Raw genomic sequence first — 14,910 nt, 5'->3', positions numbered from 1 at the left:
TTCATGCTTCAACGACTCCCAGCAGGTAATGATGGTGACGGTGGATATGGCTGATGATGCGGCACATCTCATCCAACTGCGGCGGGATCCGGGTGAACTCACCGCGTTCATTTATCGTTAACAGCCATGTCCGGTCGTTCAGGCGAATATGCACCCGGTTGCCCTCCACCAGGAATCCAGGATTGCTGCTGTGGCTGAAGTCCTGGGGCAGGCTAAAAACGGTAATTTTGTCTTTGTAGGGCTTGCCTTGCCATGGACAGAACTGGGCGCAGTTACCGCATTCGTTGCAGTAAGCATCAAGGTGTAGCGTTTGATACCTGCTCTGGAAACCAGGTACGGCGATAGAAACGTTGGCCCGATTCGGGCAAACGTCGACACATTTGCTGCAGACATAATTACATTCCAGGCAGCGTGAGGCTTCCTGGGCAACAAAGGCATCGCGGTCATCTTTATCCACTTGAGCAACGACGATGGTGCCTTTACGGCGATAAACCTCGGAAGGATCGACATTATTCCAGCGTTTTTCACCGTGATGGCTGCGAATGTTTTCCCGGGCCAGTATGATGTCAGTAGCGCGCCGGGCATTGCCGATGGCAGAAACGATGGAAGAAGGGCCGCGCTGGACGTCGCCGATCAGGAACACGCCAGAATCAGGCGTTTCACCGTCGGCGTTAACGTCTGGCCAACCGTGTTCATCCAGTGGAATGCCCATCGCAGCAAGCGCTTTGGCGTTCTGCTGTTCACCTATGGCGGTAATCAACGTATCTACCTGCAGGGTACAGGTTTCTTCGGTTTCTACCGGACGACGGCGACCTTTGTCGTCCATTTCACCCAAAGCCATCACGCGCAGGGTCAGCGTGCCGTCGGCATCGAACTGTTCCGGATTATTCAGGAACCGGAACTCCACACCCTCATGTAGCGCTTCTTCGTACTCTTCGCGCCAGGCGGGCATTTCTTGCTGAGAACGGCGATAAATCACGGTTGCTTTTTCTACGCCTGGTACGCGCAGCGCCGCGCGGGCACAGTCCATTGCAGTATTTCCGGCGCCAACAACAGCGATATGTTTACCGAGCTGGAGATTATCTCCGCGATTAAACTCACGCAGGAACTGAAGCGATTTATGCACATTCCGGTTATCCCCCCGCAGTTGAACGCCGCTGTTTTTATCCGTTCCGGTGCCAACCAGCACGTAGCGGAAACCCTGTTGTTGAAGCTTTTCGACGGTCAGGCATGGGTCACACCCGTAAACGATGTTAACCCCGTGATTCACAACAAAATCAATATCCTGCTGGATAAGCTCGCCGGGAATGCGGAACTGCGGAATGATATTACGCACCACACCACCGGCATTGGCTTTTCGTTCAAATAACGTGACACTGTAACCTGAACGAGCAAGGAAATACCCCGCAGCGAGCCCAGCCGGGCCCGCCCCAATCACCGCAACCGGGTGCAACGTCCCGGAGCCCGCGGGCTTATGCCAGCGCTGCTGGTATTCATCCCAGCCTTTTTCGAGAGCGATTTTTTTTAGCTCGCGGATGTTCAGCGCGCTGTCGTAGTCAAGTCGGGTGCAGTTGTATTGACACTGATGATCGCAAATATGGCCGGTGATCGCTGGCAGCGCGTTACGTTGATAGATAAGCTCCAGGGCATCGGCATAGCGCTGTTCACCCATCAGGCGAATGTATTCCGGGATATCCTGTTTGATGGCGCAGGCCGTAACACAGGGGGCGACATAACAGTCGGTCATCGGCAGTTTTTCGCCGACATCAATCCGGTCGTCAGGTTTCCACTGCTTCTGGGTATACGCCATGCTGACGGCTTTCTCTGCCAGCGCGTCCAGCCGAGAAACATCAACCTGAGTCATATTCCAGCCATCGGACTGTTCCAGCTCGCGCATACACTCACTTAGGCGCAGATAACCACCCGGTTTAAGCAGATCCGTTGCCATTGTGATCGGTCGAATACCCGTTTCGAATATTTCGCGGATGTTAAGCTGGCTCGCCCCGCCGGAATAGGAAATAGGCAGTTTGCCCTCAAACTCACGGGATAGCAGGGCGGCGACGTTGATTGACAACGGAAACAGTGCGCGCCCGGACATATACATTTCGTCACCCGGCAGCGCGCCTTTATTGTTAACCGTGCCCAGCGTGTTGGTCAGCTTCACGCCGAAGCCAAGGTTCTTCGTTTTCGCCAGCTGCATCAGGCGCTGCAGCATCTCCAGCGCCTGGTCAATCTTCAGATCGTGTTCAAACGATGCTTCATTAAGGCCTATATAATCAAAGCCGCAGGTATCGAGAATTTCACGTACGCGCGAATAGCCCAGCAGCGTTGGGTTGAGCTTCACAAAGGTATTCAGCTGTTTTTCTTCCAGCATATAGCGGCAAATGGCTTCTATTTCGTCCGGCGGGCAGCCATGCATGGTCGACAACGTAACGCCGTGAACCATCTCTGCCGGAATAGACTGGCTTAATGTCTCCAGTTCAGCATCAGGATAGCGGATACGAACGCTGGTATCGTGTAGCCAGTGATGGAGCGTTTCACGGTATTGTGCAAACTTAGGATGACCCGCCGCATTCATCATGTTATCGATAAATTGCTGCATCGGGGGCTGTTTAATCCCGTCCAGGTTGTAGCCGACGCTCATATTGAAAATAAACGATTTACCTTCTTTCACCGGCGTTAACGGCAGCACTTTTTCCAGCAGATGAAGAATAAACCAGGCTTTCAGATATTCATCCCATGCTTTCAGCAATGTAAATTCTGTCGACCATTCGGTGTTGAAACATTCATCTTCCGCATCAATACAGGGCTTTTCCAGTTCCAGACGGTCGAGGATTTGAACCGTTTTCAACTCAATAAACCGCCCGCCGGTCAGCCAGGAGGTAATAATGTTTTGCGCCAGCTGAGTATGCGGCCCGGCAGCAGGGCCGACGGGCGTGACACACGGCTCGCCAAAAACGCTCAGGTGCTGTTGTGCTGCTGGCGAATAAAACTGTTGCTCGGGAATACCGAAGATAGACCGGTGATTGTGGTATTCATCAAAAATACGCGTCAATAATTCCTCAAACGGAACGGGACGCATGATATCGCCCATAATCCTCTCCTTAGACTGACCTGTGAAATCGAATAAGCCGGAGAACCGGCGGCTAGGGAGAGGAAGAGCAACAATCACACCAAATATTTTTAATCGGAAAGGGACAGTGAAAAAATGTGAGTAAGATCCTTATTTTCCCCGAATTTGTGAGTAAGGACAGGGGGCGGTGATGAGAATTAAAATCACTCAATAAAAGTAATTTTCTCTATTTATCAAAAACAATACTTATCTATCAATATGATAATTTTACTGAGGTCTCGGGTTCTTTTGATAAAGCTGCAGGCGACTAAAATCGTCTGGCGTGTCGACATCAAAAATCATTTCAGGGTAATCCAGGGCTAGTATTTTATGCTTGTGGGCGAGCAAGGCCTGGCGAACTGACTGCCCGCTATGCTGTTGTAAACATTGCTGCAAGACGTCGCGTTTCGCCAGAATAGGGTGGCCAGGCGTCCCCTGATATTGAGGTAATAATACGCCATTAATGCGTTGTTCCCACAAGGATTCGAATATCTCCCGATGCAGACAGGGCAAATCTCCGTGACTAATAAAACAATAATCCGCAGTAGCCTTATTTACGCCCACAGATACCGATGAGAATAACCCTTGTTGATAATCTGGATTATGAACAAGGGTAATGCCGGATTCTCGAAAATATCGAGCCTCAAGTTCTTCATGGCGATAACCGGTCACCAGAATGATATTCGAACAAAATTGCTGAGCATTTTTAATGCTTGCGTCAAGTATTGTGCTCATGCGCCAGGGTAACATCATTTTCCATTGGCCCATGCGCGAAGAAAGACCTGCGGCGGGAATAATACAGTCGACTTGTTTCATATATCCTTCAACATTATGGAGTCGTCAAAACACAATGGAAAATATACCCCACATAGATGCATTGTTTTGTGATTTAAACGTCACCGCAAGCCCGCTGCTAATTTCTGCCGTTGGGGCGGGAGGGAAAACCAGTACTTTATTATGGCTGGCGAGGGTATTTCAGCAGGCGGGGCGGCGAGTGTTGCTGACAACCACCACACATATGTTCCTGCCGCGACACCTTCCGGTGACCTTCTGTCGAGATCCCCGGGCTTTACCCGCAGAGGTATGGCAAAGCCCTCTCCAAGCTTGTTTCTCAGCCTGGTTACCGAGCGTGGGCAAGGTCAAAGGTTTCACGCCCGCGCAGCTTGATGCCTTGCTGGCGGCGGGTAATGTCGACGTTGTGCTGGTAGAAGCTGACGGTGCTCACGGTTTTGCCATAAAAGCCCCAAATGAGCATGAACCTTGCATTCCATTATCCTGTTGTTGCGTAGTTGCTATAACGGGCGCTGACATGCTCGGAAAAGCTCTTGGGCCAGCGACAGTCCATCGCTGGCCGTTTTTTTCCCGCATAACCGGCTCCGGCGAGGGTGAAAGGCTGAATTGGCCCATATTGCATCGACTGGTTCAGCACCCCCAGGGCGTGTTCAAAGGGACGCCACCGGGTTGTCGACGTATCTGGCTGCTTAATCAACTTTCTCAAAATGAGAATTTACAGGAAGGTGAGCTATTGACCGGTGGTGCGGTGGATGTGATCTGGGCCGGTTCGGTCCAGGAGAGACAGGCAATTACGCGCAGACGAGAGAGAAAGTGACTCCATTTCGGGGTAATGAAAGGATATCCATTTGAGGTTGTTATGAATATTTTCTCAGAAGCTGCAAAACTGGAAGAACAAAACCGCCCCTTTGCTTTGGCTCAGATTGTAGACAGCAGAGGGTCCACGCCGCGGCATTCCGCTCAAATGCTGGTCCTCGATGATGGCAGTATCCTGGGCACCATCGGCGGTGGCATGGTGGAGCGAAGAGTCATTGATGAAGCGCTTGAAGCAATTAATGAAAAAGCGGCAAGAATGTTTCATGGTCGGATGGCGCGAAACGGCAACAATGCGGTGGGTTCTGACTGTGGCGGTGCGATGTCGGTATACATCAGTGTACACGGCCTTCGCCCACGGCTGGTGCTGATTGGCGCTGGGCATGTCAATCGTGCTGTCGCCCATAGCGCGGCGCAGTTGGGATTTGAAATTTCGGTAGCGGATATCTACCCGGAAAGCCTTAATCCTGCCTTTTTTCCACCGCTAACACAGCTACTGCATGCGGACACCTTCAGTGGCACGATAGAGAAACTGGCGATTCGCCCGGACAACTTTGTGCTGATAGCGACCAATAATAAAGACCGGGAAGCATTAGACAGGCTGATTGAACTGCCAAGCGCCTGGCTGGGGCTGTTGGCTAGCCGCCGTAAAGTGCAGGTTTTTCTCCGCCAGTTGCGGGATAACGGCGTGATGGAAGAAAAGATTGCCCGGTTACATGCCCCGGTGGGCTATAACATTGGCGCAGAAACGCCGAATGAGATTGCTATTAGTGTGCTGGCCGAAATCTTACAGGTTAAAAATAAGGCTCCTGGTGGATTGATGATGTGCACGGAAACGCCGTCACGACCGCTGAGAGTGGTGATCCGTGGTGCCGGAGACATCGCCACCGGCGTGGCCCTGCGGCTATGGCACGCGGGCTTTAAGGTCATCATGCTGGAAGTTGAAAAACCTACGGTTATCCGCCGTACCGTTGCGTTTGCTCAGGCGATATTTGACGATGAAGTGACGGTTGAAGGGGTAAATGCCAGACGTGTCTCCACTGTCCAGGAAGCGTTACGTATTGCTGAGAATGGTGTGATTCCAGTGCTGATTGACCCACTGTGCGAATCTCTTGATGAGCTGCAGCCAGGCTGCGTGGTGGATGCCATCCTGGCGAAAGAAAATCTCGGTACGCACCTGGGACTGGCTCCGGCAGTTATCGCACTTGGTCCAGGGTTTAACGCCGGGCAGGACTGCCATGCGGTGATTGAAACCAATCGCGGCCATTGGCTGGGGCAGGTGATTTATGAGGGCCGGGCGCAAGAAAATACTGGTGTACCGGGTAATATCATGGGCCACACCTCAAGGCGGGTAATTCGCTCTCCGGCCGCTGGCGTAATGCGTAACCGGGTACAGCTCGGGGATATTGTCAGTGAAGGTGAGGTGATTGCTCTCGTTGGCGATGTGGATATCCTTGCCCCCTTGAGTGGTATGGTTCGCGGGTTATTGAACGATGGGCTGGTGGTGGATACCGGCTTTAAGATCGGAGATATAGACCCGCGGGGTGAGAAAGCGGATTACACCAGCGTATCGGATAAAGCACGTGCGATTGGCGGCGGCGTACTGGAAGCGTTGATGACCTTAATGAATCGGAGCGTGAAAGAGAAAAAAGCGTTACTGACGGTTGCCTGATATGGCTTTGGTTATCTGGCCAATATGATACGACAATAGTTGGCCAGATAAGTTAACTTATCCCTGAATAACAGTCCCGGTTTTACCTTCAATACCTTCTTTTGCTTTGCTCAATACGGTGATCAGCGCCTTACGGCCTGGACGTGAGCGAGCAAAGGAAGCGGCGGCTTCCACCTTCGGCAGCATTGAACCTTTGGCGAAATGCCCTTCAGCAATAAACTGCTCTGCATCGCTCAGCGACAGGTTATCCAGCCACTGTTCGTTCGGCTGGCCAAAATTGATAGCCACTTTTTCTACCGCGGTAAGAATTATCAGCATATCGGCATCAATCATTGCCGCGAGTTTGGCGCTGGCCCAATCTTTATCGATAACCGCGCTTGCCCCGCGCAGATGGTTACCTTCGCGGATCACCGGGATCCCACCACCGCCGGCGGTAATCACTACGTGGCAGGCATCCATCATGGCTTTAACTGTTTCTTTTTCAATGATATCAATCGGTTTTGGCGAAGCAACGACGCGACGATAGCCTCGTCCAGCATCTTCTTTGAGCACATAACCCTTTAGGGAAAGCTGGTCGGCTTCTTCCTTGTTGAAAAATGAACCGATAGGTTTAGTTGGGTTGCTGAACGCCGGATCATTGGCATCCACCTCAACCTGGGTAATCAGCGTTGCCACTGGGATATGCATATTGCGCGAGAGCAGCTCTTCACGCAGCGCGTTTTGGAGATCGTAGCCAATGTAGCCCTGGCTCAGCGCCACGCAGACCGACATTGGCAGCATTGGTGTATGTGCATCGGTTTTGGCGGCCGCTTCGAAGGCCAGGTTAATCATCCCAACCTGCGGCCCATTACCGTGAGTCACGACCACCTGATGCCCTTGAGCAATCAGATCAACGATGGCCTGTGATGTTTGTTTTACTGCCTGCATTTGCCCGGCCAGATCCTCGCCTAAGGCATTGCCGCCGAGGGCAAGTACAATTCTTTTACTCATGGATTCCTCACTTTAGGATGCATTGCCGCTCATCGATAAATGGGCGGTAGAAAAGGGGGCCCGGCGCAGAAAACGCCCCTGACCCGCTGTGCCGGTGAAGCTACCGTTATTGAAAATAACCCGACCGTGGGACAAGGTCTGGCGAATAGAGCCCTGGCAGACAAATCCTTCCCAGGGTGAATAGTCTGCGTTGTCGTGCAGCATTTCGTGGCGAATGGTTGTGGTTCGACGCGGATCGATAATCACCACATCGCCATCGGCTCCGGGAGCAAGCCGCCCTTTTTGCGGCCACAGGCCAAACAGTTTTGCCGGGTTGGCGCTGGTGAGCGCGACAAAATGCTCAGGCGTTATTCGTCCGGTCATCACGCCGTGCGAGAACAGCAGCAGTAGACGGTTTTCTACCCCGGGCAGGCCATTGGGGCAGCGGCTAAAATCACCGCCGGAAAGATACAGCCGCTGTGCCATTGAAAACGCGCAGTGGTCAGTTGCCAGTACGTCAATTTGACCATCCGTAATGCCACACCACAGCGCATCGTTATTGCTGGCATTACGCAGAGGTGGGCTGAGCAGATACTTCAGCGCATCTTCTCGTTCGTAGCAGCGCTCATCCAGCAGAAGGTACTGCGGGCAGGTTTCTACCCACACTGGCTGGTGGCGCGAACGGGCAAGACGCAGGTATTCCAGCCCCAGTCCATTAGAGAGATGCACGATATACAGTGGTGCGTTACCCGCAAGCTGGGCGAGGTTGATCATTCGGGCGATGGCTTCCGCTTCACATTCTAGCGGACGGCTGAGGGCATGATAGCGGGGGGCAGTATTACCCGCGGCCAAAAACTCAGCGCGTCTGCGGGCTATTGCCGCGTCATTTTCAGGGTGAACGGTAGTCAGCGCCCCTGCACGATGCAGATGACTTAACGCCTGAAGCACTTCGTCATCGTTGAGTTTGTATTGATAGGTGAGATAAAGCTTGAAACTGCTGATCCCTGCCTCAACCATCATTGGAATTTCATCGAGGATGGCGTGGTTAATATGCTGAATGACGCCGTGAAAGCTGTAATCGATAACCGCTTTGTAGGCGGCGTAACCATGGTAGGTTTCAAGTTGGTGGCGTAACCGACACCCCACCGGACCAAAGCCCATATGGTCAACGATAGTGGTTGTACCACCGCAGGCCGCTGCGCGAGTTCCGGTAAAAAAGTCGTCGCAGCTGCGGGCCAGCCCGGTATCAATATTAAAGTGAGTGTGAACATCAACCCCACCGGGCATCACATAACACCCGCTGGCATCGATAATTTCGCAGGGCTGCTCCGGGGTTATGTCATCGGCAAGCTGGCTGACCAGGCCGTTCTCAATGAGTAAGTCCTGTTTCGCCTGGCCGTCAGCGTTGATCACAATGCCGTTTTTAATCAATACGCGCATAGAGAACTCCAGACTCCCGCCGCAAACGACGGGAGGAATGACGGGTCAGGATTACTCGGTTGCCAGCCAGCTTAGCGGAATAGAGGCATACATCGCAGCGCAGGTCACCAGATGTGATTTCCAGGTTTTTTCATTTGGCGCGTGGGCTTCAGGCTCTTTGCCTGGGCCAAAACCGATGACCGGAATACCGTGGCGGCCCATGATAGATACGCCGTTAGTGGAGAACGTCCACTTATCAACCACGGGCGCCTTGCCAAAGAGTCCTTCATAGGCATTGCTCAACGCACGGACAGTGAAGTGGTTTTCTTCAACTTTCCAGGTTGGGAAGTAGCATTCGGTTGGGTATACAAGTCCCGTCCATGACGGGCGATCGTAGTGATACATTGACACGACGGCTCCGGCGTTTTGTACCGCCGGCAGGGCGCGTATTTCATCCAGCGCGCCTTCCCATGTCTCGCCCCAAGTCAGACGACGGTCGATAGATACCGCACAGCTGTCAGCAACCGCGCATCGGCTAGGGGAGGTGAAGAAAATTTCGGAAACGGTGAGTGTACCTTTGCCAAGGAACTCGTCATTGCCTAGTTTGTGTGAAAGATCCTGCAATTCATTGAGGATTGGGCCCATTTTGAAAATGGCGTTATCACCGCGTTCTGGCGCAGAGCCATGGCAGCTAACGCCTTGCACATCGACACGAATTTCCATACGACCACGATGGCCGCGATAGATTTGGCAGTCGGTGGGTTCGGTACTGACCACAAATTCTGGGCGGATACCCGACTGTTCAATGATGTACTGCCAGCACAGACCGTCGCAGTCTTCTTCTTGCACTGTGCCGGTTACCAGCAGCGTATATTCGTCTTCCAGACCGAGATCTTTGATGATTTTTCCTGCATAAACCATGGAGGCCATACCACCTTCCTGGTCAGACGCGCCACGCCCCCCGATCAGTTCTTCGGTTTCCATCCCTTGATACGGGTCAAAACTCCAGTTTTTAATGTTACCAATACCCACTGTGTCAATATGCGCATCCATTGCCACCAGGCGTGGGCCGTGGCCGATATACCCCAGAACATTGCCCATTGGGTCAATTTCTACCTTGTCGAAACCGACTTTCTCCATCTCTTCTTTTATACGGTGAACGACGCGTTTTTCGTCGCTGCTTTCGCTCGGGATAGCAATCATGTCGCGCAGGAAGCGGGTCATGTCCTGCTGGTAGTGATTGGCTTTTTCAAGAATCAGTTTAAACGGAATATGTTTAGCCATGAATGTGTTCTCCTTTTCTGAATTTGTTATGCATTACAATGCGGCCGGGTGCTTGCCTGCCCAAACGACTTCCCGATAGTGCTTCACGTCGGTGTCGCCTTCGGTGCTGATCACCAGCACGACAGAATCGCTCTCCAACTGCAGTTTGTTCATTAGCGCTTCTCGCTGAGGGTGGTAGTGAATGGCAGCCAGCGTCCCGAGACCGACGGCGCCAGATTCACCGGAAATAATGCGAGGGTCGTGGCCTATTGGATTGCCCAGCACGCGCATCCCAAGCGCAGCGACAGCATCCTGGCAAGAGATAAACTGCGTAGAACAATTGCGCAGCAGTTCCCAACCGAGTGGGTTTGGCTCGCCACAGGCCAGACCGGCCATGATGGTGGCCATCTCGCCGCCGACATTAACTATCTGGCCTTTAACGCCTGAGCGATAAATACAGTCGGCCAGTTCCGGTTCAACAATCACTGAATGCAAGTTGCTGGCACCATAGACATCAGCCAAATAGCCCAGCACACCGCCTGCCATAGCGCCCACACCCGCCTGTAAGAACACGTGGGTGGGGCGGGCTATCCCCATTGACGCCATTTGTTCAACGGCTTCGTCGGCTAGCGTGGTGTAGCCCTGCATTATCCAGGTTGGAATTTTGGTATAGCCATCCCAGGCCGTATCCTGCACGACTTCCCAGCCGTTTTTCTGCGCGGTTTGCATCGTGAAACGCACGGTATCGTCGTAGTTCATGTCGGTGACGATACACTCAGCGCCGAGACGCAGAATGGCGTCAACACGTTCCTGGGCCGATCCTTTGGGCATATACACCACCGCATTTTGCCCAAGCTGCCTTGCTGCCCATGCGACGCCACGCCCGTGGTTTCCATCGGTTGTAGTGGCAAAGGTCATCTTTTCGCTGATGCGCGTTTTCAGCTCGTCAAGCGACAGGTCATCGATATTTAGCTGATACTTTTCACACAGCAGTTGAGCGATAGCGAAGGAGCCACCAAGCATTTTGAAAGCGTTCAGATCAAAGCGTTGTGACTCGTCTTTAACCAGAATCTTTCGCACGCCAAACAGCGCGGCCAGTTCGTTCAAGGCATACAGCGGAGTTGGTTTATAACCGACTATTTTTTGATGGAAATGCCGTGCCTGTTGCGCTTGTTTACGTGAAAACAGCGGCGAGGTTTCACCTGTGAAAAACCGGTTATCGGCAATATCCATTTTCAGTGAGAAAGCAGACATACTCTGTCCTTATTCGTCATGATGGCGCAGGTAATGCTGGCCCGTAGGCCAGCCAGAAAAGTTATTTAATGCGTTTCTGCGCGTCATTGAGCAGCGCTTCGAGCAGTTGTCCGGGGCGGGCATATTTACGGCAGAGGATCATGGCGGCGATGATGTACGGCTTCCAGCTTGCTTCTTTGTAGGTTGCGATACGGTATTTTTCAAACACGGCATCTTCTACTTCACCTTCATCGCAAGAAACGCCGGTAATGTCGGCTGGCAGGCAGTGCATATAAAGGGCTTCACCGTTGTGCGTTTCTGCCATCATCTCTTCGGTGCAGTGCCAGTTTTTATGCTGGGCGTTTTGCGCCAGGCAGGCTTTTTCGAGTGCTTTAAGGCCATCATGATCGTTGGCACGAAGCAGCGCTGTGCGCTGCTCCATCACCTGATAAGGTGCCCAGGATTTCGGGTAGACGATATCCGCATCTTTGAAGGCTTCGGCCATATCGGTCACCTGACGGAAGCTGCCACCGGAAGCTTTAGCATTGTTTTTAGCCACTTCAATCACATCCGGGATCAGGTCATAACCTTCCGGATGCGCTAAAGTGACATCCATGCCAAAACGAGTCATCAAGCCGATAATGCCCTGCGGCACGGAAAGCGGCTTACCGTAGCTGGGTGAATATGCCCAGGTCATAGCGATTTTTTTGCCTTTGAGGTTGTCCAATGAGCCGAAATGTTCACGTAGCCAGGCAAGGTCGGCCATAGATTGGGTAGGGTGGTCGATATCGCACTGTAAGTTAATCAGCGCAGGACGCTGGGGCAGAACGCCTTGTTTATGACCATCATCCAGCGCGTCACCCACTTCGCGCATATAGGCATTACCGGCGCCCAGGAACATATCATCACGAATCCCAATGGCGTCGGCGCAGAAGGAAATCATATTGGCGGTTTCACGTACCGTTTCGCCGTGAGCAATCTGTGATTTTCCTTCGTCTAAATCCTGTTGTGCCAGCCCTAAGAGATTAAGTGCTGAGGCGTAAGAGAAACGGGTACGGGTGGAGTTATCGCGGAAAACGGAGATACCTAAACCACTGTTGAACACTTTGGTGGCGATATTTTCGGCGCGCAGGGTTTTTAAGGCTTCAGCGACATCCAGAACTTGTTTCAGTTCGTCAGGGGTTTGTTCCCATGTTAGCAAAAAATCTTTCTCATGCAGGCTGGAATTAAGTTTGTTGATATCCTTAATCAGTTCGTTAACTGTTTTCATTCTTTCAATCCTGGTTGTAAGTGGCAGCTTATTGATGACTGGTGGCAGTTCCGGGATACCGGCGTTGTAATTCAACTAACAATAAGCATGCCAATTTCACACTCATTCTGTTTTGAATAAACAAATGGCAGAAATATGAGAGGCAAATCACGAAATTAAACGAATAAAATGAAATTATCAGCCGTAATTTCAATCATTCAACTCGCTGTGTAATTGATTTCATATCACTGGTGGAGAGGAGGGAGAAGTTCCCGGTGAGAAATGTGTCAAATTGATAAATTTCACTCTCAATTATCATGTTGATATGAAAATGTGATATCAATTCCATATTTCCCCAAAGGATGAAAAAGAGAATGTGCCTGCATCAATTATTGTCAGGGGCTGGGGTAGTATCATTCAAAGAATCCCCGGCGCGGTTGTTCGCCCGGTAATGCTTTCAGCGAGTGATATGATGATACCTTCGAAGAGTCCCTCCATTTTGATGCACATTCAACCTACTATTCAACGATTTGCCCGCATGCTTTCAAGTGTGCTTCAGCTTGAGGTTGAAATTGTCGACAATGCGCTGTGCCGGGTTGCCGGTACGGGTACTTACGGAAAGTTTCTTGGGCGAAAATTAAATAAAGACTCCAGACTTCTTCGTTACATTATTGAAACAAAAAAGGAGAAGGTGGTCGCCCACTCACGTTTTGACCCACTGTGTAAAGGGTGTGAGAGTAAAGAAACTTGTAAAGAAAAAGCTTTTCTCGGCACACCTATTATTTATCAAGAACAATGCGTGGGCGTAATTAGTTTGATCGCAGTCACCTGCGATCAGCAAGAAAGAATAAACGATAACATTACCGAATTTTCCGATTACGTGCGTCATGTCTCTTCTATATTTGTTTCGCGACTCCTGGAAGATCAACGCGGCAGTGATAACATTCATAAAATGTTTTTAACGATGCTTGAACATATGGATCAGGGCGTGATTGTTGTTAGTCAGGAACAAAGTATTAAGTATGTTAATCAGGCTGCATTGAAAATTCTTGGCGCAAATCAGGGAAGTATTATCGGCAAAACCATTAATTTTCAGCCTCTGACGTTTGCGCAGAATTTTATTCGTGGGCATATGCAACACGTTATTGCCATTGACGGAGAAAAAGAGCTCATCATTGGTCAACTGCACGCTATTCAGGATCAGTGGTTTTTTCTGATGGCATTTCACCAGTCACATTCTTCTGCAGATTTTTCACCACAGCAGGACGGGCCACAAATTGAACAGATGGTGGGGGAATGTCGGCCTATGCGGCAATTGAAAAAGCTGATTAGCCGCATAGCACCAAGTCCCTCTAGCGTGATGATTTCAGGAGAAAGCGGTACCGGGAAAGAAGTTGTCGCCAGGGCAATACATAAGCTAAGTGACCGTAAAGACAAACCTTTTATCGCTATTAACTGTGCGGCAATTCCAGAGCAACTATTGGAGAGCGAGTTATTTGGTTACGTCAAAGGAGCGTTTACCGGGGCATCAACCAACGGTAAAATCGGGTTACTTCAGGCAGCCAATAACGGAACTTTGTTTCTCGATGAAATTGGTGACATGCCGTTAACGCTTCAGGCCAAACTGCTGCGGGCTATTGAATCTCGTGAAATCCAACCCGTAGGCGCAAGTCATCCCGTACCGGTTGATATTCGAATTATTTCTGCCACAAACCAAAATCTTGATCGGTTCATCGCTGACGGCAAGTTTCGGGAAGATCTCTACTATCGTTTGAATGTTATTCCTCTGCGGTTACCACCGCTGCGCGAGCGGCAAGATGATATTGAGCTACTTATTCATTATTTTCTTCATCTACATACCCGGAGGCTTGAGCTGGTTTACCCTGGTGTTTCCCCTGAAGTGATTACGCTATTAAAAGATTATCGGTGGCCTGGTAATATCCGAGAATTGAGTAACCTGATGGAGTATTTAGTGAATGTCGTGCCGTCTGGCGAAGTGATCGATGTATCTTTGTTACCACCAAACTTGATCAATAGTGGAAAACTGAATGGGGGCAGCGAACCGGTAACATCAGTTTCCCACGTTAAGGCTGGAACAGAAGAAGAGGGCGTCACCGGGCTGGAGGAGATGGAGCGGCAGATGATCCGCGATGCCTTAACCCGCTATAGCAATAAAAAGCAAGCGGCAGACGAGTTAGGCATTGGGATTGCTACGCTGTACCGCAAGATAAAAAAATACGATCTTAGCGTCGTATAAACCCAACCCAAAAGCTGAGCGGTAAACGTATGATGTCCGATATCATCAAAATAGATGGGGATTTATTGGCCATGATTCTGTACACCGTACGTGAATCCTGATGCATCATAGCACGGCTAAAATATCCGGCG

The 14,910-nt window shown here is 51.0% G+C and carries 10 protein-coding genes; 3 read left to right on the top strand and 7 right to left on the bottom strand.

The window, feature by feature from the left end:
- Window position 1: 1 nt before the first annotated feature.
- Entirely contained in the window at window positions 2-3,094 is a 3,093-nt protein-coding gene (ygfK, locus tag LH23_RS17145) for a putative selenate reductase subunit YgfK (protein WP_039293754.1), read from the bottom strand.
- 246 nt (window positions 3,095-3,340) lie between these two features.
- Entirely contained in the window at window positions 3,341-3,928 is a 588-nt protein-coding gene (locus LH23_RS17140; protein ID WP_039293751.1) for an NTP transferase domain-containing protein, read from the bottom strand.
- Between the two features lie 34 nt (window positions 3,929-3,962).
- On the opposite strand from LH23_RS17140, the gene yqeC reads away from it, so the two are divergent.
- A complete protein-coding gene (yqeC, locus tag LH23_RS23575; RefSeq protein WP_071842741.1) occupies window positions 3,963-4,721 on the top strand; it encodes a selenium cofactor biosynthesis protein YqeC in 759 nt (252 codons plus the stop codon).
- 42 nt (window positions 4,722-4,763) lie between these two features.
- Complete coding sequence (gene yqeB / locus LH23_RS17135; protein WP_039293749.1) at window positions 4,764-6,389, top strand: selenium-dependent molybdenum cofactor biosynthesis protein YqeB; 1,626 nt, start codon at window positions 4,764-4,766, stop codon at window positions 6,387-6,389.
- 57 nt (window positions 6,390-6,446) lie between these two features.
- Here the strand turns inward: yqeB and arcC are convergent, their stop codons facing one another.
- The 5 genes from arcC to ygeW all read right to left on the bottom strand — a co-directional run bounded on the left by arcC (window position 6,447) and on the right by ygeW (window position 12,543).
- Window positions 6,447-7,379, bottom strand: a complete 933-nt coding sequence (arcC, locus tag LH23_RS17130; RefSeq protein ID WP_039293746.1) for a carbamate kinase — start codon at window positions 7,377-7,379, stop codon at window positions 6,447-6,449.
- Between the two features lie 12 nt (window positions 7,380-7,391).
- Window positions 7,392-8,798, bottom strand: a complete 1,407-nt coding sequence (hydA, locus tag LH23_RS17125) for a dihydropyrimidinase (RefSeq protein ID WP_039293743.1) — start codon at window positions 8,796-8,798, stop codon at window positions 7,392-7,394.
- 51 nt (window positions 8,799-8,849) lie between these two features.
- Window positions 8,850-10,061 (bottom strand): YgeY family selenium metabolism-linked hydrolase, encoded by a 1,212-nt coding sequence (locus tag LH23_RS17120; protein WP_039293740.1) that lies wholly within the window; start codon window positions 10,059-10,061, stop codon window positions 8,850-8,852.
- A 33-nt stretch (window positions 10,062-10,094) separates the two neighbouring features.
- A complete protein-coding gene (dpaL, locus tag LH23_RS17115) occupies window positions 10,095-11,294 on the bottom strand; it encodes a diaminopropionate ammonia-lyase (protein ID WP_039293737.1) in 1,200 nt (399 codons plus the stop codon).
- A gap of 61 nt (window positions 11,295-11,355) precedes the next feature.
- The gene (ygeW, locus tag LH23_RS17110) at window positions 11,356-12,543 is read right to left on the bottom strand and encodes a knotted carbamoyltransferase YgeW (RefSeq protein ID WP_039293734.1); all 1,188 of its coding nucleotides are present in this window, start codon (window positions 12,541-12,543) and stop codon (window positions 11,356-11,358) included.
- Between the two features lie 451 nt (window positions 12,544-12,994).
- Here ygeW and LH23_RS17105 point away from each other — a divergent pair, with 451 nt between their 5' ends.
- A complete protein-coding gene (locus tag LH23_RS17105) occupies window positions 12,995-14,779 on the top strand; it encodes a sigma-54 interaction domain-containing protein (RefSeq protein WP_039296825.1) in 1,785 nt (594 codons plus the stop codon).
- Window positions 14,780-14,910 lie beyond the last annotated feature (131 nt).

Origin of the sequence: Cedecea neteri, assembly GCF_000758305.1 — a bacterium.
Lineage (GTDB): Bacteria > Pseudomonadota > Gammaproteobacteria > Enterobacterales > Enterobacteriaceae > Cedecea > Cedecea neteri_C.
Note: the sequence above shows the minus strand (reverse complement) of the source record. Positions and strands in the feature narration are given on the sequence as shown.